The organism is Trinickia sp. EG282A (genome assembly GCF_040965455.1).
In the GTDB taxonomy this organism is placed as follows: domain Bacteria; phylum Pseudomonadota; class Gammaproteobacteria; order Burkholderiales; family Burkholderiaceae; genus Trinickia; species Trinickia symbiotica.
Genome location: NZ_JBFRCC010000004.1, coordinates 348,422 through 374,292 on the forward strand (window position 1 = coordinate 348,422; position 25,871 = coordinate 374,292).

25 protein-coding genes are annotated in these 25,871 nt (G+C 62.1%); 13 read left to right on the plus strand and 12 right to left on the minus strand.

The window, feature by feature from the left end:
* Positions 1 to 106: 106 nt before the first annotated feature.
* Positions 107 to 1,384 (minus strand): Nramp family divalent metal transporter, encoded by a 1,278-nt coding sequence (locus AB4Y31_RS20790; RefSeq protein WP_368675576.1) that lies wholly within the window; start codon positions 1,382 to 1,384, stop codon positions 107 to 109.
* Between the two features lie 274 nt (positions 1,385 to 1,658).
* On the opposite strand from AB4Y31_RS20790, the gene AB4Y31_RS20795 reads away from it, so the two are divergent.
* From AB4Y31_RS20795 to AB4Y31_RS20820, 6 genes are read left to right on the plus strand one after another with little or no spacing between them, the layout of a single operon-like run.
* The gene (locus AB4Y31_RS20795) at positions 1,659 to 2,747 is read left to right on the plus strand and encodes a c-type cytochrome (RefSeq protein ID WP_368675577.1); all 1,089 of its coding nucleotides are present in this window, start codon (positions 1,659 to 1,661) and stop codon (positions 2,745 to 2,747) included.
* Positions 2,744 to 4,696 (plus strand): cytochrome c oxidase subunit I, encoded by a 1,953-nt coding sequence (gene ctaD, locus AB4Y31_RS20800; protein WP_368675578.1) that lies wholly within the window; start codon positions 2,744 to 2,746, stop codon positions 4,694 to 4,696. The genes AB4Y31_RS20795 and ctaD overlap by 4 nt, the downstream gene beginning before the upstream one ends.
* A 32-nt stretch (positions 4,697 to 4,728) precedes the next feature.
* Positions 4,729 to 5,331 carry a cytochrome c oxidase subunit 3 gene (locus AB4Y31_RS20805; RefSeq protein ID WP_368675931.1) on the plus strand — a complete coding sequence of 201 codons (603 nt, stop codon included), beginning with the start codon at positions 4,729 to 4,731 and terminating at the stop codon, positions 5,329 to 5,331.
* A gap of 49 nt (positions 5,332 to 5,380) precedes the next feature.
* Positions 5,381 to 5,710: a hypothetical protein gene (locus tag AB4Y31_RS20810; RefSeq protein WP_018444416.1), complete on the plus strand. Its 330-nt coding sequence runs from the start codon at positions 5,381 to 5,383 to the stop codon at positions 5,708 to 5,710.
* The gene (locus AB4Y31_RS20815) at positions 5,701 to 6,702 is read left to right on the plus strand and encodes a cytochrome c oxidase assembly protein (RefSeq protein ID WP_368675579.1); all 1,002 of its coding nucleotides are present in this window, start codon (positions 5,701 to 5,703) and stop codon (positions 6,700 to 6,702) included. The genes AB4Y31_RS20810 and AB4Y31_RS20815 overlap by 10 nt, the downstream gene beginning before the upstream one ends.
* On the plus strand, positions 6,699 to 8,051 hold the full coding sequence (locus AB4Y31_RS20820; RefSeq protein WP_368675580.1) for a c-type cytochrome: 1,353 nt from the start codon (positions 6,699 to 6,701) through the stop codon (positions 8,049 to 8,051). Before AB4Y31_RS20815 ends, AB4Y31_RS20820 begins: the two co-directional genes overlap by 4 nt.
* Before the next feature lie 13 nt (positions 8,052 to 8,064).
* Here AB4Y31_RS20820 and AB4Y31_RS20825 read toward each other — a convergent pair whose 3' ends face one another.
* Complete coding sequence (locus AB4Y31_RS20825; RefSeq protein WP_018444413.1) at positions 8,065 to 8,199, minus strand: hypothetical protein; 135 nt, start codon at positions 8,197 to 8,199, stop codon at positions 8,065 to 8,067.
* Between the two features lie 182 nt (positions 8,200 to 8,381).
* Between AB4Y31_RS20825 and AB4Y31_RS20830 the strand changes: the two genes are divergently transcribed.
* Positions 8,382 to 8,888: a ferritin-like domain-containing protein gene (locus tag AB4Y31_RS20830; protein ID WP_368675581.1), complete on the plus strand. Its 507-nt coding sequence runs from the start codon at positions 8,382 to 8,384 to the stop codon at positions 8,886 to 8,888.
* A gap of 102 nt (positions 8,889 to 8,990) precedes the next feature.
* Here the strand turns inward: AB4Y31_RS20830 and AB4Y31_RS20835 are convergent, their stop codons facing one another.
* The 3 genes from AB4Y31_RS20835 to AB4Y31_RS20845 form a co-directional block, all read right to left on the minus strand.
* Entirely contained in the window at positions 8,991 to 9,239 is a 249-nt protein-coding gene (locus AB4Y31_RS20835) for an H-NS family nucleoid-associated regulatory protein (protein ID WP_026230370.1), read from the minus strand.
* A gap of 1,410 nt (positions 9,240 to 10,649) precedes the next feature.
* The gene (locus AB4Y31_RS20840) at positions 10,650 to 11,168 is read right to left on the minus strand and encodes a hypothetical protein (RefSeq protein ID WP_368675932.1); all 519 of its coding nucleotides are present in this window, start codon (positions 11,166 to 11,168) and stop codon (positions 10,650 to 10,652) included.
* 202 nt (positions 11,169 to 11,370) lie between these two features.
* Positions 11,371 to 11,859: a DUF1348 family protein gene (locus AB4Y31_RS20845; protein WP_368675582.1), complete on the minus strand. Its 489-nt coding sequence runs from the start codon at positions 11,857 to 11,859 to the stop codon at positions 11,371 to 11,373.
* A gap of 275 nt (positions 11,860 to 12,134) precedes the next feature.
* Here AB4Y31_RS20845 and AB4Y31_RS20850 point away from each other — a divergent pair, with 275 nt between their 5' ends.
* Positions 12,135 to 12,746, plus strand: coding sequence for a YceI family protein (locus AB4Y31_RS20850; RefSeq protein ID WP_368675933.1), 612 nt, complete (start codon positions 12,135 to 12,137; stop codon positions 12,744 to 12,746).
* Between the two features lie 36 nt (positions 12,747 to 12,782).
* Here the strand turns inward: AB4Y31_RS20850 and tdh are convergent, their stop codons facing one another.
* Together tdh and AB4Y31_RS20860 are read right to left on the minus strand one after the other, a co-directional pair.
* Positions 12,783 to 13,814, minus strand: coding sequence for an L-threonine 3-dehydrogenase (gene tdh, locus AB4Y31_RS20855; protein WP_368675583.1), 1,032 nt, complete (start codon positions 13,812 to 13,814; stop codon positions 12,783 to 12,785).
* Positions 13,815 to 13,833: 19 nt separating this feature from the next.
* Entirely contained in the window at positions 13,834 to 15,033 is a 1,200-nt protein-coding gene (locus AB4Y31_RS20860) for a glycine C-acetyltransferase (protein ID WP_368675584.1), read from the minus strand.
* Positions 15,034 to 15,196: 163 nt separating this feature from the next.
* Here AB4Y31_RS20860 and AB4Y31_RS20865 point away from each other — a divergent pair, with 163 nt between their 5' ends.
* The gene (locus AB4Y31_RS20865) at positions 15,197 to 15,823 is read left to right on the plus strand and encodes a helix-turn-helix domain-containing protein (RefSeq protein ID WP_368675585.1); all 627 of its coding nucleotides are present in this window, start codon (positions 15,197 to 15,199) and stop codon (positions 15,821 to 15,823) included.
* Positions 15,824 to 15,907: 84 nt separating this feature from the next.
* Complete coding sequence (locus AB4Y31_RS20870; protein ID WP_368675586.1) at positions 15,908 to 16,291, plus strand: DUF2471 family protein; 384 nt, start codon at positions 15,908 to 15,910, stop codon at positions 16,289 to 16,291.
* Between the two features lie 182 nt (positions 16,292 to 16,473).
* Here AB4Y31_RS20870 and AB4Y31_RS20875 read toward each other — a convergent pair whose 3' ends face one another.
* The gene (locus AB4Y31_RS20875) at positions 16,474 to 17,676 is read right to left on the minus strand and encodes a DNA-binding protein (RefSeq protein WP_368675587.1); all 1,203 of its coding nucleotides are present in this window, start codon (positions 17,674 to 17,676) and stop codon (positions 16,474 to 16,476) included.
* A 2,028-nt stretch (positions 17,677 to 19,704) separates the two neighbouring features.
* Between AB4Y31_RS20875 and AB4Y31_RS20880 the strand changes: the two genes are divergently transcribed.
* A complete protein-coding gene (locus AB4Y31_RS20880; RefSeq protein WP_368675588.1) occupies positions 19,705 to 21,060 on the plus strand; it encodes a replication initiation protein in 1,356 nt (451 codons plus the stop codon).
* 121 nt (positions 21,061 to 21,181) lie between these two features.
* On the opposite strand, the gene AB4Y31_RS20885 is transcribed toward AB4Y31_RS20880, so the two are convergent.
* The 3 genes from AB4Y31_RS20885 to AB4Y31_RS20895 all read right to left on the minus strand — a co-directional run bounded on the left by AB4Y31_RS20885 (position 21,182) and on the right by AB4Y31_RS20895 (position 23,861).
* Positions 21,182 to 22,243, minus strand: coding sequence for a ParB/RepB/Spo0J family partition protein (locus AB4Y31_RS20885; RefSeq protein ID WP_368675589.1), 1,062 nt, complete (start codon positions 22,241 to 22,243; stop codon positions 21,182 to 21,184).
* Between the two features lie 28 nt (positions 22,244 to 22,271).
* Positions 22,272 to 22,934, minus strand: coding sequence for a ParA family partition ATPase (parA, locus tag AB4Y31_RS20890; RefSeq protein WP_107149033.1), 663 nt, complete (start codon positions 22,932 to 22,934; stop codon positions 22,272 to 22,274).
* A gap of 675 nt (positions 22,935 to 23,609) precedes the next feature.
* Complete coding sequence (locus tag AB4Y31_RS20895) at positions 23,610 to 23,861, minus strand: hypothetical protein (RefSeq protein WP_368675590.1); 252 nt, start codon at positions 23,859 to 23,861, stop codon at positions 23,610 to 23,612.
* Positions 23,862 to 23,890: 29 nt separating this feature from the next.
* On the opposite strand from AB4Y31_RS20895, the gene arsC reads away from it, so the two are divergent.
* Positions 23,891 to 24,250 carry an arsenate reductase (glutaredoxin) gene (arsC, locus tag AB4Y31_RS20900; RefSeq protein ID WP_368675591.1) on the plus strand — a complete coding sequence of 120 codons (360 nt, stop codon included), beginning with the start codon at positions 23,891 to 23,893 and terminating at the stop codon, positions 24,248 to 24,250.
* A gap of 327 nt (positions 24,251 to 24,577) precedes the next feature.
* On the plus strand, positions 24,578 to 25,135 hold the full coding sequence (locus AB4Y31_RS20905; RefSeq protein ID WP_368675592.1) for an NADPH-dependent FMN reductase: 558 nt from the start codon (positions 24,578 to 24,580) through the stop codon (positions 25,133 to 25,135).
* Positions 25,136 to 25,204: 69 nt separating this feature from the next.
* On the opposite strand, the gene AB4Y31_RS20910 is transcribed toward AB4Y31_RS20905, so the two are convergent.
* Positions 25,205 to 25,831, minus strand: a complete 627-nt coding sequence (locus tag AB4Y31_RS20910; protein ID WP_368675593.1) for a hypothetical protein — start codon at positions 25,829 to 25,831, stop codon at positions 25,205 to 25,207.
* Positions 25,832 to 25,871 lie beyond the last annotated feature (40 nt).

Genomic DNA, 25,871 nt, shown 5'->3' on the forward strand with positions numbered 1-25,871 from the left:
GATCCCGGAAACGCTCACCTCGGACCGCTCGCGCTTTCCGCGACCGATCGCCGGCTTCGCGATGATCCAGCGTACATCGGCTCGATGTCGAACGAATGTTGGGTGATCACGACAGCGCATCGACGACGAGCACGATGTTCAGCGCGATGACAATAAGCGCGGAAGCGATCGCAAGCGCTGCCATCGGACGGCCGAGCCGGTAGGGGCCCATCGTTTGCCGGCGGCACGCGAACGCGATCAGCGCGGCCATCGGCACCGGCACAGCGAGGCTCAGCACGACCTGACTCGCTACCAGCGCGCGCGTCGCATCGACACCGAGCCCGACGACGACGAAGCTCGGCACCATCGTAGCGAGACGGCGCAGCCATAGCGGCACGGCAAAGCCGAGAAAGTCACGCATGATGAGCTGACCCGCCATCGTTCCGACGGCCGAACTCGAGATGCCCGATGCCATCAGCGACGTCAAGTAGAAACCGGCGGCCGTGGCGCCGAAAAGCGGCGTCAATGTTCGATACGCGTCGCCGATCTCGGCGATCTGAGGATGCCCTTGGTGAAATGCGCCCGCGGCCATCGCAACCATCGCCATGTTGACGATTCCCGCCACGCCGAGCGCAATGACGACCTCGACGTTCGAGTAACGAAGCAGCTTGCGCCGGTCCTCTTCGGTCGCCGGCTTGATGCGCTCGCCCGTTAGCCCCGAGTGAAGAAAAAGCGCGTGCGGCATGACGGTCGCCCCGATGATGCCGACGGCGACGAGCAGCGCCTGGCTGTCGGCCAGTCTCGGCACGAACGTTCCGCGCGCCACCGATCGCCAATCGATCGGTACGAGTATCAGCTCGGCGAGATAAGCGATCGCGATGACGCCGACAAGCGCGCCGACCGTCAGCTCGATCGGCCGAAAGCCGCGCCCTTGCAGCAAAAGCAACGCCCAACTGAGCGCGGCCGTGATGCCCATGCCGGCGATGAGCGGCAAATGCGCGAGCAGCGCGAGCCCGATGGCGCCGCCGAGGAATTCCGCCAGATCCGTCGCCATCGCGGCGATCTCGCTGACGATCCACATCGCGGCGGCGACCGGCTTCGGCAAGCTGCGTGCGCATATCTTGGCGAGGCTCGCGCCGGTGACGAGCCCCACACGCGCCGAGATCGCCTGGAACAGCATGGCGACGAGGTTCGCGAACAGCACCACCCAGAGCAGGCCATAGCCGTAGCCTGCGCCCGCCTGCAGGTTCGTCGCGATGTTGCCGGGGTCGATATAAGCCACCGAGACGACGACGGCCGGCCCGGCAAACGGCAGGAGAATTCTGAGGCCGCGGCGGCGGCCGTCAAGCACCTCGCGGACATCCGACGCCGTTTGGGCGCTGAGATTCCTCCGGCGTTCGGGCATCGCCGACTCGTCCGTCGCACTGCTTCGTTCGGGTTCAAACGACATAGGCTGCACACGCGAGAGGCGAGAGGCGAGAGGCACCGGGCATCGCGCCAGTCCGACGCCCATGATCGATAGCTTGAGTGTAGCCTTCTCGACGGAGCAACGCGTATGCCGGCCGACGGCTCCATCGGTCAACTGCCCGCTGGAACCGCCCCTTTTTCACTCTTCCGCCGATCCGCAGGAATGAAACCTGCTGAGTCGACAGCGTTCGTTTCACGATGCCCGTTCCCGAATGAAAAGTCGCTTGGGTGCGTTGCCGGTCCGCCGGCGCAATAACGCGCGGATCCCGCGTCGCTTCGTTCTGCCGTGGCATTGCGCAACGGCGGGTTCGATTTGCGTGACGACGCTCGCCTATGCGCTACCTAATCAGGACGCGCTCGAGCCCGCCGGTATCCAAGCCGCTCACATCTTGCGGCTGTGGAACCTCACACTGATCGTGTGCGCCGTCTTCTTCGCCGCGGTGCTGGCCGGGGTTCTCGTCGCTCTGCTGCGCCGAAAGCGGGCCGACGTCGCGACGCCGCCCGATCTCTCGGGCAATACGCGGCCCGAACGCGGCGTGCGGCGCACCGTCGTTGCCGCGACGGTGGTCTCCGTCGTCGCGCTCGTCGGTCTCGTCGTTGCCGACGCGCTGACCGACCGCGCCCTCTCGCAGTTGCCTGTCGCGCGCGCATTGCATATCGAGCTCGTCGGTTGGGACTGGTGGTGGCAGGCGAACTATGCTCCCGACGGCGACTCGCCCGGCTTCGCCACCGCCAACGAATTGCACATCCCGGTCGGCCGCCCCATCGTCGTTTCGCTCACCGCCGGGGATGTGATTCATAGCTTCTGGGTACCCAATCTGCACGGGAAAAAAGACCTGCTTCCCGGCATCCGATCGACGGTTGAGTTCCGTGCGGACAAGCCCGGCATCTATCGAGGCCAATGTGCTCAATTCTGCGGGACCGAGCACGCGCTGATGGCGCTTGCCGTCGTCGCGGACCCGCCCGACCGCTATGCGGCCTGGGCCGCCGCTCAGCGTGCGAACGCCGACGATTCGGCCGATACGCTCGCGCAACGCGGCAAACAGGTCTTCGAGCAGTCGGCCTGCGCGAGCTGCCATACCGTGCGCGGCACACGAGCCGCGGGCGCGCTGGCACCCGACCTCACGCATTTGATGAGCCGGCAGACGATCGCGGCGGGGCGGCTCGTCAACGATCCCGCGAACCTGGCCGCGTGGATTCGCGATCCCGGGGCGTTCAAGCCGGGCGCGATGATGCCGCCCGCCAACCTATCCGGCCCGGACCTTCGGGCACTCGTCGCCTGGCTGGGCACACTCCGATGAGCGATCGCGCCGACGCTTCCCGCTCCCCCGCCGCGGGCCTCCTGCTCGACGGGCCCGCCGCACCCGACAACGTGCGGCTCGCACTCGCGCAAACGTGGCGTGATCCACCGGGCTGGCTGGGCGCGCTCGCGGCCGTCAATCACAAGACGATCGCGCGCCGCTTCGTCGCCACGACGTTCGTGTTCTTTCTGCTCGCCGGCATGCTCGCGCTCGCCATGCGGCTGCAACTCGCGCGGCCGGACAACCGGCTGCTCGGCCCCGACGTCTACGACACGTTCTTTACGATGCACGGTACGACGATGATGTTTCTCTTCGCCGTACCGGTCATGCAGGCGGTGGCCGGCTATCTGATTCCTCTCATGGTCGGTGCGCGCAGCATCGCGTTTCCGCGCATGAACGCCTACGCCTATTGGGTGTACCTGTTCGGCGGCATCATGCTTTACGCCGCGTTCGCGCTGGGCAGCGGCCCGCGCTCGGGCTGGTTCAGCTATGTGCCGCTCGCCGGCCCCGACTATGGGTTGGGCAAAGGCTCGGACATGTGGGCGCAGATGATCACGTTCACGGAACTCTCCGCTTTGCTCGAAGCGATCGTGCTGATTACGACGATCCTGAAGATGCGCGCGCCCGGCATGTCGTTGAACCGGCTGCCGATCTTCGCATGGGCAACGCTCGCCACGCAGTTCATGGTCATCTTCGCGATGCCCGCGATCATGCTCGCGAGCACGGCGTTGATCCTCGACCGGCTCGTCGGAACGTCGTTCTACAATCCCGCGCTCGGCGGCGACGTGCTCCTTTGGCAGCACCTCTTCTGGTTTTTCGGCCATCCGGAGGTCTACCTGATCTTCGTGCCCGCCCTCGGCTTCATCTCGTCGATCATACCTACGTTCGCGCGCCGGCCGATGTTCGGCTACACCGCCGTCGTGCTTGCGCTGATCGCCACCGCGTTTCTCTCGTTCGGCCTATGGGTGCACCATATGTTCGCGACGAGCGTGCCGCAGCTCGGCAAGAGCTTCTTTACGGCTGCCAGCGTGATGATCGCCATTCCCTCGGGCATGCAGATCTATTGCTGGATCGCCACGCTCGTCACCGGGCGCCTGAACGTCAAGACGCCGCTGCTTTTCGTGCTCGCCTTCTTCTTCATTCTCGTGATAGGCGGCATGACGGGCATCATGCTCGGCTCCGTCGCGCTCGACCTGCAATTGCACGATAGCTACTTCGTCGTCGCCCATCTGCACTACGTGCTGCTCGGCGGCGCCATCTTTCCGCTGTTCGGCGCGTTCTACTACTGGTTCCCGAAAGTCACCGGGCGCATGCTCGACGAGCGCACCGGCCACTGGCAGTTCGGGCTCTTCTTCGTCGGCTTCAACGTCGCGTTCTTTCCCATGCATCTGCTCGGCTTGCACGGTATGCCGCGTCGCGTGTGGACCTATCCGGCCGGCATGGGGTGGTCGACGATGAATTTGGTCGCGACCGTGGGCGCATGGACGATCGCGGCGAGCGTACTGCTCTTTCTCGTCAACGTTGCGCGCTCGTGGCGGCATGGCAACCCGGCGGGCGCGAATCCGTGGGGTGCGGGCACGCTCGAATGGGCCACGACGAGTCCGCCCCCACCGCACAACTTCGATGCGATCCCCGTCGTGCACGGTCGCGATCCGCTCTGGGATCCGCCAGGCGAACCGGCATTCGTGAGCGGCCTTGCCGCCGATGCGCGCGAAGTGCTGCTCACCACGGTGCTCGATGCCAACCCAGATCTGCGCTCGCTCTTTCCGGCACCGTCGATCTGGCCATTCTTGAGCGCCGTCGCAACGACCGTGCTGTTCATCGGCTCGGTCTTCACGCCGTGGGCGATCGTTTGGGGTTCGATTCCTGTCGTCATCACGCTGACGATCTGGTTCTGGCCGACCCGGCGTCATCATGCGCGAGCACTCGCGCTGGAGCGCAGGCCGTGAACGGCGAAACCGTCACCGGAACGCGCGCCGACATGGCGCCGACCGCGCTCGACGTGACGAAGCTGCCGACGTTCGCCTTCAGTCATCGAAGCCTCATGTGGTGGGGCACGGCAGGGCTCATGCTGATCGAAGGCACGGCGTTCGCGATCGCCGTGGCGATGTACTTCTATCTTCGCGATGTCAACGTGGCGTGGCCGCTGACGGCGCCACCGCCGAAGCTGCTATGGGGAACGCTGAACCTCGCGATCCTCATTGCGAGCCTTGTTCCGAATGAGCTCGCCAAACGCGCGGCGCAACGGCTCGATCTGCGCGCATGCCAAATATGGTTCGTCGCCTGTCTCGCCTTCGCGCTCGCATTCCTCGTGGTGCGCGGCTTCGAGTTCGCCACGCTCAACGTCAAGTGGTATGCCAATGCATATGGCTCGATCGTCTGGTTCCTGCTCGGCCTCCATACAACGCACCTCGTCACCGACACGATCGACACGGCCGTTCTCGGCGTGTTGCTCTTCACGGGGCCGCTCGAGGGGCGGCGGTTCGTCGACGTCAGCGAAAACGCGCTGTACTGGTATTTCGTTGTCCTAAGTTGGCCGCCGATCTATGCGGTCATTTATCTGGCCCCGCGTCTGCCGCACTAGCGGCGAGGCGCGGTAACGGCAACGAAAGGGAAGAGGAAAAACCGGCACGATGAAAACCTGGCTCGGACTGCTCGCCGCTCCGGCACTGGTGCTCGCCGTGCAGAGCATCGACTATGCGCTCGTCCAGCTCGCCTGCGCGCGGCATAGCATCGTCTCACTCAACATCGTGAGCGCAGTCGCATTCGCTGTTTCATTGTTCGCCACGACGCTCGCATACCGCAAATGGCGCACGACGGCGGCGCCGTTTCCGGCGAGCTACGACGCGCGTGCCGCACGCGCGGCATGCCTTGCATTCGCCGCGACGATCCTTGGTGCACTGAGCGCGTTGATTCAACTGATGATGTGGTTTCCCCAATGGCTGCTTTCGCCATGCCGATGAGACCGTGCCGCAGGCCTCGCGCGTGGGCGGCCGCGACGGCATTCGCGGCCTGCGTCGCGGCGCCGTCCGCGCTCGCGCATCCCTTGCCCCCCGCCGAACGCTCGATACCTCCGACCTTCGGCTGGGAATTCACACCGTGGGTAACGCCGTTGCTCGCCGTCAGTCTCGCCGCTTACTGGATCGGGTACGCTCGCCTGCGCAGCCGCGGCAACGCTGGGCGCGCAAAGCGCGATGCGCATTTGATTGCGTTCGCCGCGGGTTGGTTGGTTCTCGCCGCCGCACTGGTCTCTCCACTCGATTCGTTGAGCGAAGCGCTTTTCTCCGCGCACATGGTGCAGCACGAATCGATGATGATCGTCGCTGCGCCACTGCTCGTGGCAGGGCGGCCGCTCGGCCTCTGGGTCTGGGCGCTGCCGCGGCGCGCGCGCAGCGGCGTTGGCCGCGTCTTCCAGTCGCGCCCTTGGCGCGCTTTCTGGCGATGGATCGTGTCGCCGGTACCGGCTTGGATTCTGCACGCAACCGCGCTTTGGGTGTGGCACGCGCCAGCGCTCTTTGAAGCCGCACTGGCGAATCCGCTCATCCATACGCTGCAACATGCGAGCTTTCTCATCACCGCACTGCTGTTCTGGTGGAGCATCGTCGGCGACGGCGCCACGCGGCGCCGCAGCGGTCATGCGATGCTCTCGCTCTTCACGACGATGGCTCACACAGGCGCTCTCGGCGCACTGATCACCCTGGCACCGGGGCTGTGGTACCCGTCGTACATCGAGCCCGCGAGTGCGCTCGGCTTCGACCCGCTCCACGATCAGCAGCTCGGCGGACTGATCATGTGGGTGCCGGCGGCGCTTGCCTATCTCCTTGCCGCGCTGGGCGTCGCCGGGCGCTGGCTCACTCGCGGCCGCGCACTGTCCGCGACGCCGCGCCCCATCGCAGTGACCGAAAGCCGTTCCAGCGGCTCGGGCGCCCCTTCGGTTCCGGACGCATCGCCATGAATTCACGACGCCTGACGAGGCACCTGTTGCTGCTGGCGCTGCCCGCAGTCGTGGCGGTGGCGGCAGTCGGTGAGTGGGTGCTGGGCGCGAATGCCGGCTCCTCGCCCGCGGACACCACGAGGCCATCATCGGCCGGCGACACCGCGCCGAGTGCCGCGTTGCTCCAACGCGGCGAATATGTAGCTAAAGCGGCCGACTGCGCAGGCTGCCACACGGCGCCCGGTGGCGGTGCGCCATACGCGGGTGGCCTTGGCATGGGTTCGCCGTTCGGCACGATCGTCAGCAGCAATATCACGCCGGATCCGCGCTACGGGATCGGCCGATATGACCTCGGCGATTTCGAGCGTGCGATTCGGCACGGCATCGCGCCGGGAGGCACCAGGCTCTATCCCGCCATGCCGTATCCGGAATTCTCGAAGATGTCCGACGAGGACCTGCGCGCGCTTTACGCGTTCCTCATGCACGGCGTTGCGCCGGTCGCGAAGCCGAACGCGCCCTCCGACGTTGCGTTTCCGTTCAACCAGCGTTGGGCACTGCGCTTCTGGCAGGTCGTCTTCATGCCGAAGCCGTTTCGAGCTCATCCTGATCGCGATGAGCAGTGGAACCGCGGCGCCTATCTGGTGCAATCGCTCGGGCACTGCGGCGCATGCCATACGCCACGTGGCTTCGGATACCAAGAGCGCGGCTACGACGAATCGTCGCCGCGCTACTTGACGGGCGGCATCAACGACAACTGGTTCGCGCCCAACCTGACGGGTGAAGCAGGGTCGGGACTGGGCCGGCTCGGCGAGGCCGATATTGCACGCTTTCTGAAGACGGGCCACGCGGCCGGCAACATCGCCTACGGCAGCATGGTCGAACAGATCGAAGACAGCACGCAGTACATGTCGGATGAGGATTTGCAAGCGATTGCGCACTACCTGAAGTCGCTGCCGGCGCGCGAAGCGTCCGGCAGCTACGAGCCGGACAATCAGACGGCGCAGGCGCAGACGAACGGCAACCGCGTGCGCGATCCGCAATCCGTGGGCTTCAATGTGTACCGGTCCTTTTGCGCGCGGTGCCACGGTGAAGACGGCAAGGGCATACCGAACGTCTTCCCGGCGCTCGCCGGCAATCCGTCGGTGCTGGCCAAAGACACGACGTCGCTGATCCGGCTGCTCGTCGAAGGCGGCAACAGCCCCGCCACGCAGTCAGGGCCGCCGCGCCAACGCATGCCGGGCTTTGCGGGTACGCTCGTCGATGCGCAAATCGGCCAAGTGCTGACCTACGTGCGCAGCGCCTGGGGCAACGACGCGCAGCCGATCAGCGGCAACGACGTCAACAGCCTGCGGCAGACGCTGCACAAATGACCCTCACTGAAACTCAAGGCTGACGCTGCCCGCCTTGGTGGCGCGGCATCTTCTGTTGGTTTTGCTGTTGCTGTCCCTGTTGCGGCGCGCCGCGATCGCTCTGGCGCGGATTGCTCGGAGCGTTGTTGCTGGACTTCTTCGATGTCATGGCAGTCCTCCGTTGAATCGAGTTGGAAAGCTCGAAGCGACTAATTGGATTCGCGCAACGAGCATACCCGCCTTCTTGATCGCGCCCCTCCCCATGCTGGAACAGCCGTTGCAAAGTTCAAGAGATGCCGAGCATGGTGCCGGCGATCTGACCGCGATCCGAATGCGGTCGAGGAGAATGCGATGACGAAAGCCCAGGAACACCTCGTAGATTGGTTGCGGGATGCCTATGCGATGGAAAAGCAAGCCGAATCCATGCTCAAAGCGCAAGCGTCCCGGCTCGAGCACTATCCAACGCTCAAGCAGCGCATCGAGCAACACATCGACGAAACGTTGTCGCAGCAAAAGCTGCTCGAACAACGCCTCGAGCAGCTGGGCAGCGGCCCGTCCACGATCAAGGATCTCACGGCGCGCATCGCGGCGTTCGGGCAGGCGATGGGCGGCATGACGATGACGGATGAGGTCGTCAAAGGCGGTCTCGCCGGGTACGTCTTCGAGCATGTCGAAATCGCCTCGTACACGACGCTCATCGCCGCCGCGAAAGCGGCGGGAGACGCGGAAACTCAACGATGTTGCGAAACGATCCTTCCGCAAGAGGTCGCAATGGCGAAGTGGCTGATCGAGAATCTGCCCGAAGTGGTCACGTCGTACGTTGCTCGATCGGAAGCCGATGTGGAGGCCAAACGATAAGTAGCAGCGCCTGGCCGCGGCTTGGTGGCGCCGCGGCGCCGGCGCGTTCGAGGTCTCTCTCGGTTCGACGAAAGGCAGAAACGCCTCTCGTGCGTGCGCGCGTCAGTGCTCCGCGCAACGGTAGAAATCGATTTGCTGTCCCGCGGCGACGGCCCGGCGCAACCAATCGGGCATATCGCCATAGCCGTCCCACGTGTTGCCCATTGCATCGCGATAGAGCACCGGCCGCTCGGGTTGCCGATCGGCCGAAATCGATTCGGCTACGGCCTGCAACGTAATTCCGTATTCGTCCATGCGGCGCCGGAGCCAGCGAATTAACCGTTCGCGAGCCTCTCCTTCAAGCTGTTCCATCGATGATTCCGGTTGTGGTTGATGCGGGAGTTCGAGCTCCCCTGTTGGACCCGAGCCGAATCATACTCGACTCGCGGCGATGAGCGGTCGCAACCGCCCGGCGGCGGGGTCCGAATGAACCCTCGCCAGATCGTGTTTCATGCTGCCAACTCCAATTATCGATACAAAATCTCGAAAAAGCAAAATATGAGAAACCATAAGAGAGGCGTGGCGCGCATATCGATTTTCAACGCGCCGTCGGCCGCCCAAGCATTGAATGCGGAAGGCTGCCCGCGCGTACCTGACCGAACGCGGCAAGCGCGAGTGCGGACGCTCGCGCATGCCCTCCCGACGCGGGATGCGGCTGGTTGGCGCCCGTGAGAACGGCTTACCACATCGCACGAGCGGCATCTCCCCGAAGGCAAACGACGTCGACCGGAATTTTTACTGTTTGCGCCGGCATATTGTCGGTAAAGACAACATGAGCATTCTTTGGGGGCGTTCTTTAATGGGCGTTTCGTATCAAATATAAATGATCGAAAAGATCACGCAACACCGCCGCATCCGAACGGTGCCTGCAGCCTTGCCGATAGCTCCCGAAGAAGCTCACCTTCGGTGCCAGCAAGCGGTAATAGTGAGACTTTTCGGGAGTCCTGCGAACGGCCGCGTTCCAACGAACGCAGACTAACCTGAGCGGGGGAGTGTCAACGGGGAAGGGACGCTGGACATGCAATATAGTCGAACGTCACTTTACTTATGGGCCCTTACGCCTATGGCGATGCCCAACGTGCCGCCGCCGACTTTCCCGCAAACACTCACCTTTTGCCGCGGAGCGCTCCCGCAAATGCTCACCGTTGCGGCTGAAAATGAATGGCGCACGGTATGGGCATCGTGGCAGCTCGAATACGGCTACCCACTGAGTCGACGATTCTTGTCCGACGAGATCGATCCGGCTGTTCCCGGAAAGGCTCACCTTTTGCCCACCGCGGATAGCATGGCGGCAACTACGCGGGTTCGGAAGATCCCGAAAACACTCACCGTTGAGCCCCGCGTTGGGACCTCTCGCATCCATCGTCGACAACAGAATGGGGCATAACGTGCCGCTCCCGATCCGCACATCGGCTCTATGGTGCGCCCCCGAAAAGGCTCACCTATTCCTGTGCGGGCCGCGGCGCGATAGGTGATCCCGAAAATCCTCACCGTAGCTTACCGAGGTGAGCTTTTACGGGACCAGGGTCGAGTTGAGCGTCGCTGAGGATCGATGCGGGCGGAGTTTGCGAATTCGAAGCTCCCGAAAACATTCACCTCCCGGCAAGGAAAGCGCCTCGATACGCGGCAATAGAGAAGATTTTGGCCTGCGCGGGACGAGCACTGAGAGCCGGTTGTGGCTCCCGAAAACACTCACCGTCGAGCGATTCTTGCGTCAGCGCACTAGTACCGCACTCTCAACTGGAATCCGACGGTAAAGGGCAGGTTGTCCGAGGGAATCGGCGGTACCAGGATGAAATTGACGCCCACACGCTTGTAGCTCGTCATCAGGATTGGCGCGGCAACGGGACCGATCGAATGGTCATGTCCGAAGCCCCAACGTCCGTAGTTGTACACGGAAATAAGCCCGCCCATCACAGCCAGGCGCACGAATCCCCAGTGCGCGAATTCAGGCGCCCATACGCCGCCGCCATACCAGGACGGATGCGCAAGTGAATTGCGAAACCCACCCGCCGTCAAGGCCCATTGGCCGTTGAGCCAGCACTCCACGCCGAGCCCGGGGTTGAAGTCCTCGAACGATTCTTTCGGATGGATATGATACGAGCCGAGCATCGCGTCGACCCACAGCCCGCCGCTGCACCAATCGGCGCGAGCGCTCGTCGAAGCGCTCATGCCCGATAAGGTCGCGAGCAGCAGCGACGCGGCACGCACCGCTTTCCCATACCGATTCCCCGTACCCATCCACGAAAGACGCATATCCGCTCCGCCCACCGGCGCCACGCCGGCTATCTGTCGTTTCCCTCGCGGCTCAGCGCCGCTCGCCGCGCACTGTACCTCAATGACGGCGCATCATGCGAGGAGGAAATTCTCGGACGGACAAGTAGGTCGCAGCGAAGCGGGCTGGCGCGACGCTGAATGGATACCGCCAACGGCGCGGGATCGCTCAGAGCCCCAGATCCGACAGCCCTGGATGATCGTCGGGACGGCGACCGAGCGGCCAGTGATAGAGACGCTCGCTTTCTCGTATCGGAAGATCGTTGATGGAGGCGAAGCGACGCGCCATCAAGCCATGATCGTCGAATTCCCAGTTCTCGTTGCCGTACGAGCGAAACCAATTGCCCGAATCGTCGTGCCACTCGTAGGCGAACCGAACGGCAATGCGATTGCCATCATGCGCCCATAGTTCTTTGATGAGTCGATAATCGAGCTCCTTCGCCCATTTGCGGCGAAGGAATGCGACGATCTCGGGACGCCCCGTGACGAATTCGGCTCGATTGCGCCAGACGCTTTGCGGCGTATAGGCCAATGCAACGCGCTCGGGGTCGCGAGTATTCCATCCGTCTTCGGCTGCACGAACTTTCTGCATCGCGGTTTCGCGCGTGAACGGCGGTAACGGTGGGCGGACTTGCTCTTGCTGGTTTGTCGTGGACATCGGCAGCTCCTTGCGAGTGGGCGTGGTCGGTCAGATCTTCAACGATCATTCTCACGAGTCAAGCTTAATGTAGAACGGTCGTTCCCTGCATCTTCTCGTGCCGTCTCATTCATTCCGCGACCGTTCGCCGCGATCGGCGCTTTATCGTCGGAGAGCGCACGTATAAGCTACGTTTTGCACAACTTTCTGGCGCTTACATGAGAATGCATTGCACGGTGAAGAGACTGATTCCGCGCGCCCTTCTTGCGCTAACTGTCGCCGCGACGGCGGCGCTCATGCCCGCCTGCACGCCGCTGCGCGTCGTCACCCATACCGTCGGGACTGACGAAGCGCGCGTACCGCCCGGGCAATATTCATTGGACGCTCACCACTGGAGCGTCATCTTCGATGTCGACCATCTGAAGTACTCGCGTTTCGTGATTCGATTCGATCGGGCGCATGCCATGCTCGTCTGGAAAAAAGGCGGGCTTGCGGCAAGCACTGTCGATGCTTCGATCGACGCCTCGAGCGTCGACACGAATGTGCCTTTGCTCGACAAGCTCGTGAAAGGCAAGGACATGTTCGACGCCGACACTTATCCGACGATCCGCTTCGTCAGCACGCGCTTTACGCGCACCGGGGCCGCCGCAGGCAAATTGGCAGGAGACTTGACTATCCGAGGCGTCACGCGTCCCGTCACGCTGGACGTGACTTTCAATGGCTATGGGCCCAACCCGCTGACGAAGGACGACACGCTCGGGTTTTCGGCCAGCGGCAGATTCAGCCGCGCGCAGTTCGGCCTCTCGACCTGGTACCCCGCGGTCGGCGACGAAGTGCGCGTGAGGATCGAAGCCGAGTTTGCGAAAAAGAAGGCGGGCTCGGCGCAGGCGGACAGCAACGCGCAGTGACCGCCTGCGCCGCGTTTCGGCGTAGCTGCCCGGCGATCAGGCGGCAGTCCAGTCGAGGATGACCTTGCCGCTCTCGCCCGAGAGCATCGTCGAGAACGCCGTCTGATACTCGTCGACCGGGAAGCGATGCGTCAGTATCGGCGACAAGTCGAGTCCGCTTTGCAGCATGGCGACCATCTTGTACCAGGTCTCGAACATCTCGCGCCCATAAATGCCCTTGATTTCGAGACCCTTGAAGATAACCTGATTCCAATCGATCGCCGTTTGGGCTGGCGGAATCCCGAGTAGCGCAACCTTGCCGCCGTGGTTCATCGCTTCAAGCAGGCTCGTAAATGCGGTCGGCACGCCCGACATTTCGAGGCCGACGTCGAAGCCTTCCGTCATATGGAGATCGCTCATCACATCGCGGAGCGATTCACGCGCGACGTTGACGGCGCGCGTCGCTCCCATTTTGCGCGCAAGCGCGAGCCGGTAATCATTGATGTCCGTGATGACGATGTTGCGCGCACCGACGTGCTTCGCGATCGCCGCCGCCATGATGCCGATTGGCCCGGCCCCTGTGATCAGCACATCCTCGCCGACGAGATTGAACGACAGGGCCGTATGCGTCGCGTTGCCGAACGGATCGAAGATCGAGGCGAGGTCGTCCGAAATTTCGTCAGGAATCCTGAATGCGTTGAACGCGGGAATGACCAGATATTCGGCGAACGCGCCCTCGCGATTGACGCCGACGCCCACCGTGTTGCGGCATAGGTGGCGCCGCCCCGCGCGGCAGTTCCGGCAAAAGCCGCAAGTGATATGCCCTTCGCCCGACACGCGGTCGCCGATCGAAAAGCCCCGCACCTCCTGTCCCATTTCGACGATCTCGCCGACATACTCGTGGCCGACGTGCATCGGCACGGGAATCGTCTTTTGCGCCCAGTCGTCCCACTTCCAGATATGAATGTCGGTACCGCAAATCGCCGTCTTCGTGATGCGGATCATGACATCGTTGTGGCCGACTTCGGGCTTCGCCACGTCGGTCAGTGTGAGGCCTGGCGCGCGTTCGAGCTTTGCAAGTGCTTTCATTGTCAGGATCCTCGTTCGATCAGACGACGCCGAGCGCCGCGCCGACACGCTTGAATGCGTCGACTGCGACGTCGATCTGCTCCGGCGTATGCGCCGCGCTCATTTGCGTGCGAATGCGCGCACGTCCCTTGGGGACGACCGGATACGAGAAGCCAATCACATAAATGCCCTCGTGCAGCAACGCGTCGGCCATGCGTGAGGCGACGAGCGCATCGCCGAGCATCACTGGAATGATCGGGTGCTCGCCCGGTACGAGCGTAAAACCGGCGGCGGTCATCGCCTCCCGAAAACGCTCACCGTTGGCGCGGACACGCTTGCGCAGATGCGCGCCTTCTTCGCTTTGCAAAAGCTCGAGCACTTTGAGGGAAGCGGCGGCGATGCTCGGCGCGAGCGTATTCGAGAAGAGATAGGGCCGCGAGCGCTGGCGCAACAGCTCGACGATCTCGCGACGCGCGGCGACATATCCGCCGGATGCGCCCCCCAGCGCTTTCCCAAGGGTTCCCGTCAGTATGTCGATACGCCCTTCGACGCCGCAATATTCCGGCGTGCCTCGGCCATGCTCGCCGACGAAGCCGACGGCGTGCGAATCGTCGACCATCACGAGCGCGCCATAGCGATCGGCGAGATCGCAGATTCCGGCAAGGTTTGCGATGATGCCGTCCATCGAGAAGACGCCGTCCGTCGCGATCAGCTTAAAACGCGCACCGGCGGCATCCGCTTCACGCAGCTTCGCCTCGAGGTCGGCGAGATCGTTGTTCTTGTAGCGATAGCGCTTCGCTTTCGAGAGCCGGACGCCGTCGATGATGCTCGCATGGTTGAGCTCGTCGCTGATGATCGCGTCGTTTTCATCGGTCAACGTCTCGAAAAGGCCGCCGTTCGCGTCGAAACAGCTCGAATAAAGAATCGAGTCGTCGGTGCCGAGAAACGCTGCCAGCGCGTGCTCGAGTTGTTTGTGCACAGTCTGCGTGCCGCAAATGAAGCGCACCGATGCCATGCCGAACCCGTCCGTGTCGAGCCCTTCTTTCGCCGCGGCGATCAGCCTCGCGTCATCCGCGAGGCCCAGATAGTTGTTCGCACAGAAGTTCAGCAAATCCGCGCCGCTCGCGAGGCGCACCGCGGCCGATTGTGGGCTCGCAATCACGCGTTCGGATTTGTAAAAGCCGTCTGCGCGAATCTGATCGATCGTACTGCGTAGATGGGTGAGATAGCTTTCGCGCATCGATGGCTCCTGTAAGAGTCGGATTGCACCGCGTCGCTCACCGGGGTCTCCGGCGAAAGGCGGCCCTGTTGCTGTTATAGTCGTTTATCGCATCCAGCGGACAATTTCGTTTTGTCGAACGCAGGTTCGATATATCGAACAACTTTAAGCGATCGGAAACCAAATGGCAAGCACCGCCAGCCGGCGTGGCCCGCGCGCGCCGTCGTCGCCGCCCACTATGTCGCCTACGTCGGCACTCGCCGCGCCACCGCGCGTCGGCGAACAGATCCAGCGGCTGCGCACCGAGCGCAACATGACACTCGACGATCTCTCGCGGTCAGCCGGCGTCTCGAAGTCGATGCTTTCGGAAATCGAACGCGACAAGGCGAATCCGACGATCGCCGTCGCGTGGCGGCTGACGAATGCGCTGGGGGTGAGCCTCGATCAACTGTTCGCGGCGCAAAGGGCGCCTGAGACGATCAGCGTGGCGGGGCCGCACGACATTCCGACACTCGATGGTCACGACGCCAAATATCAACTTCGCGTGTGGGGACCCATCGAGCTCGCCGGGAAATTCGAATGGTATGAGCTGACGCTGCAGGCCGGCGGTGCGCTCGTCTCGAATGCGCACGAACCGGGGACGCGTGAGCACCTGACGGTGTTGCAGGGGACGGTCGAAGTCGAAGCGAACGGCATTGCGAAACGTCTCAAGACGGCCGATACGGCACGGTACGTCGCCGACGTGCCGCATGCCATTCGCAACGCCGGCAAAGGCGACGCGAAAGCGCTGCTCGTCGTCATCCACGGCTGATCCGGCGCACAAAACCGAGGTTTGCCAACCGCCCGAGATGCTGTATATTTGTACAGTACTTCATCTCAAAAATAGGCGCGGGCCATGAAAGAACAAGACCTTGCCGCGCTGCGCTTTCAAGCCGCGGCGCGCGACCTCGAGCACATCGTCCGGAACATCGCGGCGCGGTACATCGTGCAGGGCGTGCCGTTGACATGGCGCCTGCTGCACGCCATCGAAGCCGAGGCGCTCGCCGACCTCGGCTTCGCCAGCCGGCACGACGCGTTCATTGCCGAGCTTTTCAAACGTCCGGCCGACATGAGCTATCCGGAAACGGACGACCCGGCGACGTTCGGACGATCCAATGCTTTACCCGCGACATTTGCATTCGTCGTGTCCGCCTACGAGGAGGCCGAGCGAGCCGAGCAATCGCGCCATGCCGCCGAACGCCCGCATCGACTCGTGCGGAGACCGGAGCGACGCAGCTAGGCGACGCGGCTAAGCGGCGCGCGGCCGGGCACGCCGCATCGCGGAAACAGCGGACCGGGCCCGCCTGCGACACTGTTCACACTATCCCCCGCTCCTGAAAAGGCTCACTTTTCCGATCCCGGAAAAACTCACCATTAGACGAGGCGGAGTCGCCGGGACAGCGGCAAGTCCTCCGGATTGCCTCAGGCAGGTGAGGCGCCCGCCGCATTCAGGAAGCGTGCAACCGCCTGGAGCCGCGAGCAGCCCATGCCCGAGCTGTGCTCGCATTCGGGACACGACAGTTCGTATCGCCCATCGACCTGAGCGAGCTCGGGTTCTCCATCGCCGCATTTGGGGCAACGCGAAGGAACGTCGACATGATTGTCGAGGGCCGTGCCAAGTTCATCGAAATCCTGTGCGCCGAGCCGGCCGGAGCGAGCCAGCGCCCAGACAACGGAGGCAACCTCCGGGGATACCGTGCTTCGCGCTCGCAACGCGTTGAGCTCGCGTGTCAACGCGTCGATCTCGTCGGATTGGTCGCGAACCTGGGCGTCCAGTCGGTCGGAGCGGGTTTTGGCGGCGCTCAGCTGCTGGATGAAGTCGAATTCCTTGCGGCTCGCATCGCGAATGCCCGCCTGATAAGTCGATGCCATGCCGCGCAGCGAATCGAGCTCGACGAGCATCGGCTTGACGCGACGCTCCGCTTCGGCAATCGCATCTTTGATCTGGGCGGCATAGTGTTCGGCGTTCTGCCGCATCTCCGCATGAAGCCCGTCGATGCGTTCGCGCAGCGCGGCATTCGCGGCCGTTTCTGTCTTCAGATGCTCGGTCAGCTTCTCATTGTCGGCTTCGAGCCGCATCAGTGCGGCCTGCAACGTCTCATGAGTCGAGGCGCGTCGCGTGGCCGAGGAGGCCAGTTCGGCTTCCAGCTCGCGAATGCGTGCCCAAGCTGCCTCCGCTCGCGCTTCGCTGCGCTGCAGAGCTTCGTCTGACGCCTGACGGCGAATTTCCGCTTCGCGCAGGCGCCGCTCGGTGTCGTCCTTCAGGGCATGCAAATCCCGGCGTTCCGATTCGAGGGAATCCCGAGCAACGATCATTGCTTCGCGGAAAAGCTCGCCAAGCAGTTCGCCCGCCTTTTCCTCGAGAGCGGGCGGGATAGCGCCCGATCCGATTCGGACCTTCGACGCTTCGCGAATTCGTTCCCAGAAGTGGTCGATGTCTTTCGGGATATCGCTAGCACTGCCCGTTTGCGTCAAGTCTCGGACAGCCGCCATCGACGGTCGTATGCCAAGATCGAAAAAGAGCCGTTTGCAAGCGTGCAGCGAAAGGTCCCGCCGATGAGCGCCGCCTGCTTTCATCGATTCAAGTTCCAGGCGAATCGCCCGCCGCTCGTCGTCTATAGTCAAGGAGATGTACCTCGGCGATGTGAACCGTGTTGATCATAACGGATTACGTGCTGTCCGTTACGGTTCGGAGCATTGTTGTTGCGTTTTGACGAATCTATTGTCGTCGAGCACTACCGGGGCGGCTTTCGACAAAGCACGAGCGCCAACTTCGTGAAACAAAACTAACAAGCGCGTCCAGTGCCTTGTTGTATAAGGAATTTACGTGGCTGTGGCTGTTCGTTCACTTGTTTCACGGATGCATTCGCAAGCAGTGGAACACCTTTTTTGGAAGACACACGGCCTTGCCCTTGAGAGTCATTGAAGTAAACACCCTTGAACCTTGTTAAAAGAAGTTAACGACTGCGCTGAGGCTTGCTGGATAAGGGTTTGCCGGCGCCAAGGTGAAGCCTTCCGGGAAAGATCGTGAGCATTTGCGGGACGCATCAGTGATGAGGTTCAGGGATGCGCGTGAGCGTTTGCGGGACAGGACGTGAGCGGATTCAGGACTCGTCGCCGATCTGGTTGGGTGGCGAGGTGAGCGACTTCGGGAATAGTGAGCGCTGGCAGGCTTATGTCAACCGACCTGTCCTGAGTTGCTTCGATTTGTCATCGGTGAGATTTTGCGGGACTTCTCGGAACGGGCTGTCGCAGTGCCAATTCGGCCTGTTTGCTCGACATGGTGAAAGCATTCGGGAGCCAAAGCCCGATGTCGGTGAGCTTTTGCGGGCGCCGAGCCGGCCGGCGCGGGCATTCGGCCCAAAGGTGAGGTTATCCGGGAACACAGTTGGCCTGGAGCGGCGATGACCTCTCGGTCGGCCCCGAGGATCTTGGTCGCGGCGTCAAAGGTGAGGTTATTCGGGGACCGGCTGTTGGGCATCGGTGCAGCTTTGCGGGAAGGAAGCCCGTCAGCTTAAGGTGAGCGCTTTCGGGACATCTCGCGAAGTACCGTTGCGAATCACCTCGGTAAGTTAGTCATTACTTTCGCTGAATGACGCATCTGCGTTGTAAGGTGAGTAGTCGAACGTATATCGATCGCTGCCCAAGGTGAGGTTTTTCAGGGGACTCCGATCGGTGAGATATGGCGGGTCCGTGAAACTCTCCTCTCCGATAAAGGTGAGGCTCTTCGGGAGCATACTGCAACGTAAGTGATGCACGAGATTCTCGACGTAAGTGGCCGAAGCAACAGCGAATTTTGCGACGAGAGCCAAGTTGCGGTGAGTGTTTTCGTGAATCCATTGCGAGGATGCTTGGGCGGTCGTATGCGCGTCGCTGAAAAGCAATGGTGAGCCTCTGCGGGAGCCGTCAGAGGGGCAACCGTGCGCATCATGATGGAGCTACCGTATGCCGTCTGCGGTTCGGGGACTTCTCGGGTGAGGCTTTTCGGGAGCGAGGTGCCGTCTTTGGCCATCTTCGTATCCAGCGGCGGGCTGAGCGGTCCGCGCTGCGGAACGCGTGGGCTCGTGGTCGCCGCTGCATCGCCCTGCGCACATCGCCTTTCGGAACCTCGCGGTTGCCTGACTGCGCCAGCCGTATAGCGTGCCCTGTCCCGCAAGTTCGTTTGATATGGAATCGCCCAGATGGCCGCCATGCGCCCAGAGGAAATCCCCTTGGGGGACGGCCTCGCTCGTCGTTGCCATAGCTAGGGCTATGGCGCCGCCTCCCTCCTTGCCTCACGACCATCTCGACAATTTCATTTCCCAAAGAAGTTACGGGACAGGCACCTGCCTGCGGCTGGCCGATGAGAACGCGGACTCGCTGACTGCCACTCCATTCGTCGCGAAATTGCGACAGCACCCCGCGGTGAGGGAGTTCGGGAGCCGATGCGACGCGTTCGACGACACGCTTGCCGGCCGATTCGAAGATGGATTCCACGATAGACAACGAATGCGGACCGGTGGGGTGCGGGCTCTCAGGTGAGCCTTTCCGGGAGCGCTGCAGGTGAGTCCGCGCCGAGAAACGACGATCACCCGGAAACGGTGAGAGTGCCGCTATAGACGTGCTTCACCGCACTCGGTATCCTCTTGCGAAAATCCCTTCCGGATCCGATGCATGGTAACGAAGCGCGCAAAGAAAACCGATGTCGTGGGTCCAAGCTCCGCGGAACTGCGCAAGGCCGTCGAAGCGATTGCAATCCAGCCGAAGAGCGGCAAGATCACGCTGCTCACACGCAAGTTGTTCAATGTGTTGCTGGCCGTGGCCCAGCAGGCGGACGAGTCCGGCGATACCTACCGCGCGCTGTTGTCGGATATCGTCGCCAATTCCGCGTTCGATTCGAACGATACCGCGCTCGTCAAAGAGCATCTGCGACGCATGGTGTCCGTCCAGGTCGAATGGAGCCAAGGGACGTCGAGCCAGAAGCCGGGCCGCAAGTGGGGCATTTCGACGCTGATCGCCGATGCGGAAATTCTCGAGGATCCGGCTACGCGCCGCGTGTGGGTGGAATTCTCGTTTGCGCCGAAGATCAAGAAGAAGTTGCTGGACCCGGTGCAGTATGCACGCCTGAGCCTTCAGTTCCAAAGTCAGCTGCGCAGCAGCGCGGGTCTGGCGCTCTACGAAATCTGCGTACGCTATTTGACGAATCCGAGCCACCTGACGATGCGTGAGTCGTGGGCCTGGTGGCGGCCGATCCTCTCGGGCACGCCCGATAACGAAGCCGGAGACGAAGCGAAGCGCGAATACAAATATTTCAAGCGCGATTACCTGCGGCCGGCAATCGCTGAGGTGAACGCGGTCACGAACATCTTCGTCGAATTGATCGAGCATCGCGAAGGGCGGCGTGTCGCTGAGATTCAGTTCCGTGTCACCGAGCGCAAGCAGCCGATGCTGGCGCTCGACGAACACCCGAACGTATTCGACAGCACGCTCGTCGATCGCATGGTGAAGATCGGCATTCCGCTCAAGGAAGCGCAAACGATCTATGCGGATAGCGAGGAGAACCGGATTCGCGCCGCGCTTCAGATGACCGAGCAGCGTATGCGTAGTACGACGCTGCCCCCCGTGCGCAGCGCGGCCGCCTTATTCAAGGATGCCTTGAAGAAGGGCTACGCGCCTGCGGTCGAAGTCGTCCAGTCCGGCGGCAACGCCGCGAAGGGCCCGGCCATTGCCGCACCGGCCGACGAATTGAAGGCCCGCCTGCTCGACGAGTACGCCGCATATCGCCGCAATGAAGCGAGGGCTCTCTACGAGGAGCAAGGCGAGTCGGAGCAGGAACTCGCGCGGCGGTCGTTCGAGGAAGACGCCTTGCCGGCGCTCGGGCCGCATCTGCGCGAGGATTGGCGTCGCCGAGGACTGAATTCGAAACTCGTCGAAACAGCGTTTTTTGACTGGCTCGCTCGCAAAACGTGGGGCGAGCCGACCGACGGCGATCTGTTAGCTTTCACGCTGAGCCAATCGCGGGCGGCCTGAGACGCACACTCGTCGCAAGTTTTCGGCGCGCTGCGCTCCCCTCCCCTTCCCGCTCGCGGACGCAGACGCAGACGCAGACGCAGACGGCGAATCGTGCCAAAGAGGCACGACCCGCATACGGTTATTTCCGCTCGGATTGCAGGATCAGTTCGATTTGCCGAAGAATGTCGTCGCGCTTTTCGCGCGATAGTCCGCGTAACCGCAACTCGAGCCGATCGTCGCCATATGATTTCAGGTCGCCGACCGAGACGCCGTCGAGCTTGATTTCCATTCGCTGCGCGTAGCGCTGACGGGTCGCGGGCTTCGCACTCTCCTGCGGACCCGTGCGTCCTTTGACGATGTCGGCCACCTGGCGCGTACTCAAGTCGTCCGACACAATTTTGTTGATCAAGCGAAGCGTCGCATCGACGCCTCGGGCCGAATGATACCGGCCGACCTGGTAGGCCATGTTCGAGCCGAAGCGATCGGGTCTCGCCACCATTTCCTGCATGATCGTCTCCGGCAGCTTCGATAGTGAAAGCGCCACCGCCACCGTCGACTCGTCGAGTCCGAGATGTTCGGCGAGTTCCTTCTGGCTCTGGAAGTGCTTTTCGTCGAGGAAGCGTCGCCAGACGACGGCATTGTCGAACACCGTCTGCGAATCACGCTGAACGTTGAGATCGTAGCCGAGCTTGTAGCTTTCGATGCCGACTGAAATATCGACGACGACAGCTTTTACCGTCTCCTTGTTGGCTTCTTTCAGTGCTCGGACACGTCGGCCACCGTCACTGACGAAGTAGGTCCCCGGGTTGGCGTAATCGGGAATGACATGTATTGCCTGCTGCTGGCCCTGCTTGGCGAGATTGACGGCGAGCTCGGCGATCGACGATTTCAGATAGAAATGCCGCGGGTTGAACGGGCTTGGTTTGATCGCTTTGAGATCCAGCTCGATGATTTGACCGGGCCTATATCCATGTGCCCGGCGCCACGCGCGGTATTCGGGCGATTCGTTCGAGGCTTGTTCGTCATCGGCGGCGGGCGCGATCGGCACTTCATGCAGAGACGCCGCCGGCTTGGTTACCGCAGGCGCATCGCTCTTCACCAAGTTGTCGATGGCATTAAGGCGATCGAGTGCGGTTCGCTTCTCGCTACTCGTCGTGTCGGGGCGCGTTTGAAAGCCTTTGGCGAACTGGGAAGGTTTCATGAGGGTGTCGTCCTTTATGCGCATAAACTCATGGGAGCAAGGCGGCGATCTCGTCGGCGCACGCGCGAATTTCGGCGGCGGCGAGTTTCGCACCTCGGTCGCTCATTTGCAGCACGGTTTGTCCAAGCGCCATCGCCTGCTTGTAGGCTTCGCGGGTTGGAATCTGTGTTTTCAACAGCGGGAATCCGAGGTCCTCGAGCGCGCGCTTCAACTCGCGCGTCAGCATTCGCTTTTCTTCCGTCTTGTTGAGGAGGAAAACGGCGCGCAGATCCTCGTTCATCACCTTTGCTTGCTGAACGAGCTTGACGAGGCCGACGCTCGACCAGTAATCAGCCGGCGATGACGACGTAGGGATCACTGCAATCGAAGCCGCCAACAAAACGACGCCGGAGACTTTCTCGGTAATGGAGGGCGGGCAGTCAACGACGATGACGTCGTAGTCGCCGATGAACTTCTTGATCTCGCGATGGATCTGCCCGCCGGCTTCGGAGAGATTGACGACGGGAAACGGAATGCCCGCTTCTCCGTCATTCGATGCGCTGGCCCAGTGGATCAGCGTGTTTTGACCATCGGCATCGACCACGAGAACCCGCTTCCCTTTTTCGTGGAAGGCCGCGCCGAGGTGCATGGCGATCGTACTCTTCCCGACTCCGCCCTTTTGTTGAGTTACCGCGACGATTTCCGCTGCCAATTTATTCACTCCTTAAGAGGTCGAGGAATTCTACCTTGAAGGATTTCTATTTCAACGTTTTTGTGTGGCGAGCTGACGACACTTGGCCATTCGGCAGTGGTTTATGCGCATAAATCGAGGGCGATGGAGCGCTGTGTGGCCGGCGGGCACTTCGATAGCCGCTCTTGGTCGATACGATGCGAATCACCATCCAACGGCAACGACTCGCGACAGGCATCGAGAGTCGAGCCCCGGCTCGCCGTTTCGATTACGGGATTGTGAACCCCGGTCAGTCTTAGGATGAGGTTCATCGACGACACGCGCTCACCGCAGCGAGATCATCGAACTAACCGCACCTTGGCGCGGTAACTTGCCGGTAGGGGTCCGGACGCACAGTTCGTGGACGGGGGCGTGCGACGCGAGAGCGCCTAGCGTTCGTATTTGCCTCATGGGGGGCTCTAAGCAAGATCATGCAGCGGATGCGTCCCTCGGTGATCTGCTCTTGGAGGGGGCTGCGCGTTGCGCTGGTTTATGCGCATAAAGATGCTGCGGCAACCGCATGGACACGCCACCGGGCCAGTATCATTGCAGCGGCGTCAGGACTAGTCGCCGAGGTGACCGGGATAGCTCGGAGCGATCATTTCGTCACGTGGCAACTTGCCAATGCCAACGGAGGCGCGAATCGCATGCTAACCATCAAATTGCACTACTGGCCAACATTGAAAATTGAAGAGCAAAACAGATTACACGCTTTATATCTCCGCTACCAATGCCATCAATTGCAGCGCGCGATAGGCGAACGGCAAAAAGTGAAATGGATTTGTCGCGCGACGCTGGTTCGCCGTTACGCCGGCCAAGAGAATCGGCGCGCTTTCTCGAACCCGTCGTCACGCGCATCGTGGCTTTCTCCGATCCCTTATAGCCCCTAGAATCGAGTTGCTCGAACATCGAAGCAAACCTCCAAGAACCGCAATACGATGATCACGATTTATCACAACGCCCGCTGTTCGAAGTCGAGAGCGGCATGCGATCTCGTCCGCGATGCGCTAGCCGGACCCGGCGAATCCGTCCGTATCGTCGAATATCTCAAAGAGCCGCCGACCGTCGACGACCTCGAGCAACTGCATCGCATGCTCGGTGGTCCGGTGCGCGACATGATGCGAGACACTGAGTCGGTATACCAAGAGCTGGGCCTTGTCGACCCCGCCTTGTCGGACGCCGCGCTCTATGAGGCGATCGCCAAGCATCCGATTCTGCTGCAGCGCCCGATTGTCGTTCGCGATGGGCGAGCGGTGATCGGTCGCCCTCCGGAGGCAATCCGAGCGTTGCTCGATTGAAGCGGTCGCGCGCCCCTCGTACAGAGACGCGCACATGGGCATCGATCCGCGCCGCCGTGCGGGCAAGATGGGTACGCTCATTGCGCCTTGCAGCCGTACTGTCAAGGCAATGACACACATGTGACCATTGGTAAGCGCCAACAGCAGGCGACAAGTTATCCACAGTTTCTGTGGAAAAGCTTGTGGAAAGTCGGATCAAAACCCGCGACGGGCCGACGCCGGACTGGTTTGAGCGCGAAAAGGGCCGCAGGTGCGGATCGCCTTCGGACTATGATCGAAGGGCAGCACATGTCGTCAAACAGTTCTCAGCGAATAGGAGCGACAGCAATGGCCTATCAAATCGAAGTGGTCGTCGGCAGCCTGCGCCGCGATTCGTTCAACAAGCAACTGGCGCACGCCCTGACGAAGCTTGCGAGCGCGGACTTCAACTTCTCGTTCGTGGATATCGGCGTACTGCCTCTTTACAGCCAGGACTATGATCCCGACTTTCCCGAAGTCGCACGAAAATTCAAGCAGCAAATAGAAAGCGCCGACGGCCTGCTGTTCGTCACGCCCGAGTACAACCGATCGATGCCGGGCGTTTTGAAGAATGCGCTCGATTGGGGTTCCCGGCCATGGGGTGCGAACTCGTGGAAGGACAAGCCGGCTGGTGTATGCGGAATTTCGCTGGGTGCGACCGGGACGGCATTGGCCCAGCAACATTTGCGCAACGTGCTGGCATACCTCGACGTGCCGACCCTCGGTCAACCCGAAATCTTTCTCAAGTACAGCGACGGCTTCTTCGATGAGCAGGGCGCCATCGCGAGCGAAGACACGCGCAAGTTCCTGCAAGGCTTCATTGGCCGCTATGAGGCCTGGGTCGAGCGGCACGTCGCCAAGAAGTGAGGGCAGTCAATCCTCATACCTGGTTTCCCGCCGCACCGGGAATATGAGAAATCGCCCGACGCCGGCGCGTCACGGGCGGTTGCTTCCGTTGCGATGGGCTTTGTCCTCGAATTCCTCTTCGTCTTGGAGATATTCGTCGGGAACCGCCTTGGGCGGCATGCGCGGAGGTTCCGCCGGCGTTTTCCGCCCTGCCGGTTCCGCGCTAGTATGGGCGAAGCTGCGCACCGGTCCGCCCGGCTGTGCCTTCGGGGCACTGCGGCGCAGGCCTAGCTCCTCGAGGGGCGAGCGCTCGTGTAGCGCTTGCTCGCTCGGAGCGGACCAGGTCGACGCCCGTTCCTCGATGTCGATGGGACTCGTCCGCTCGAGCGTGGTCTTTGCAAGTTGGCATTGAGCATCGGTCGCCGCATCGACGCTCAGCATGACAGCGCCGCGCCTTATAGCCTCCGCGTATTGCGCTGTTTCACAGCGTGGCGGCTGCGTCGTAAACAGAGATTCGAAGAATCGCTCGATGCTCGCGAGCAGCCCCTCGTCCTCATGAGCCTTTCCGGCGACCGTCGTCGCGTCGGTCGCATAGGTCGGCTCGCACCGTGTCTGCAGCGAAATGGATTCGGTCGTGAGCCCCGCGGCGATTAGCATGTCCCGTGCCCGTTCGGCCGCATCGTACGTATCGAAAAATGCGATAACCGTATGTTGCATGATGCTGTCCCCTTACTCTCGTTCTGCTTCGTCTGGCTGC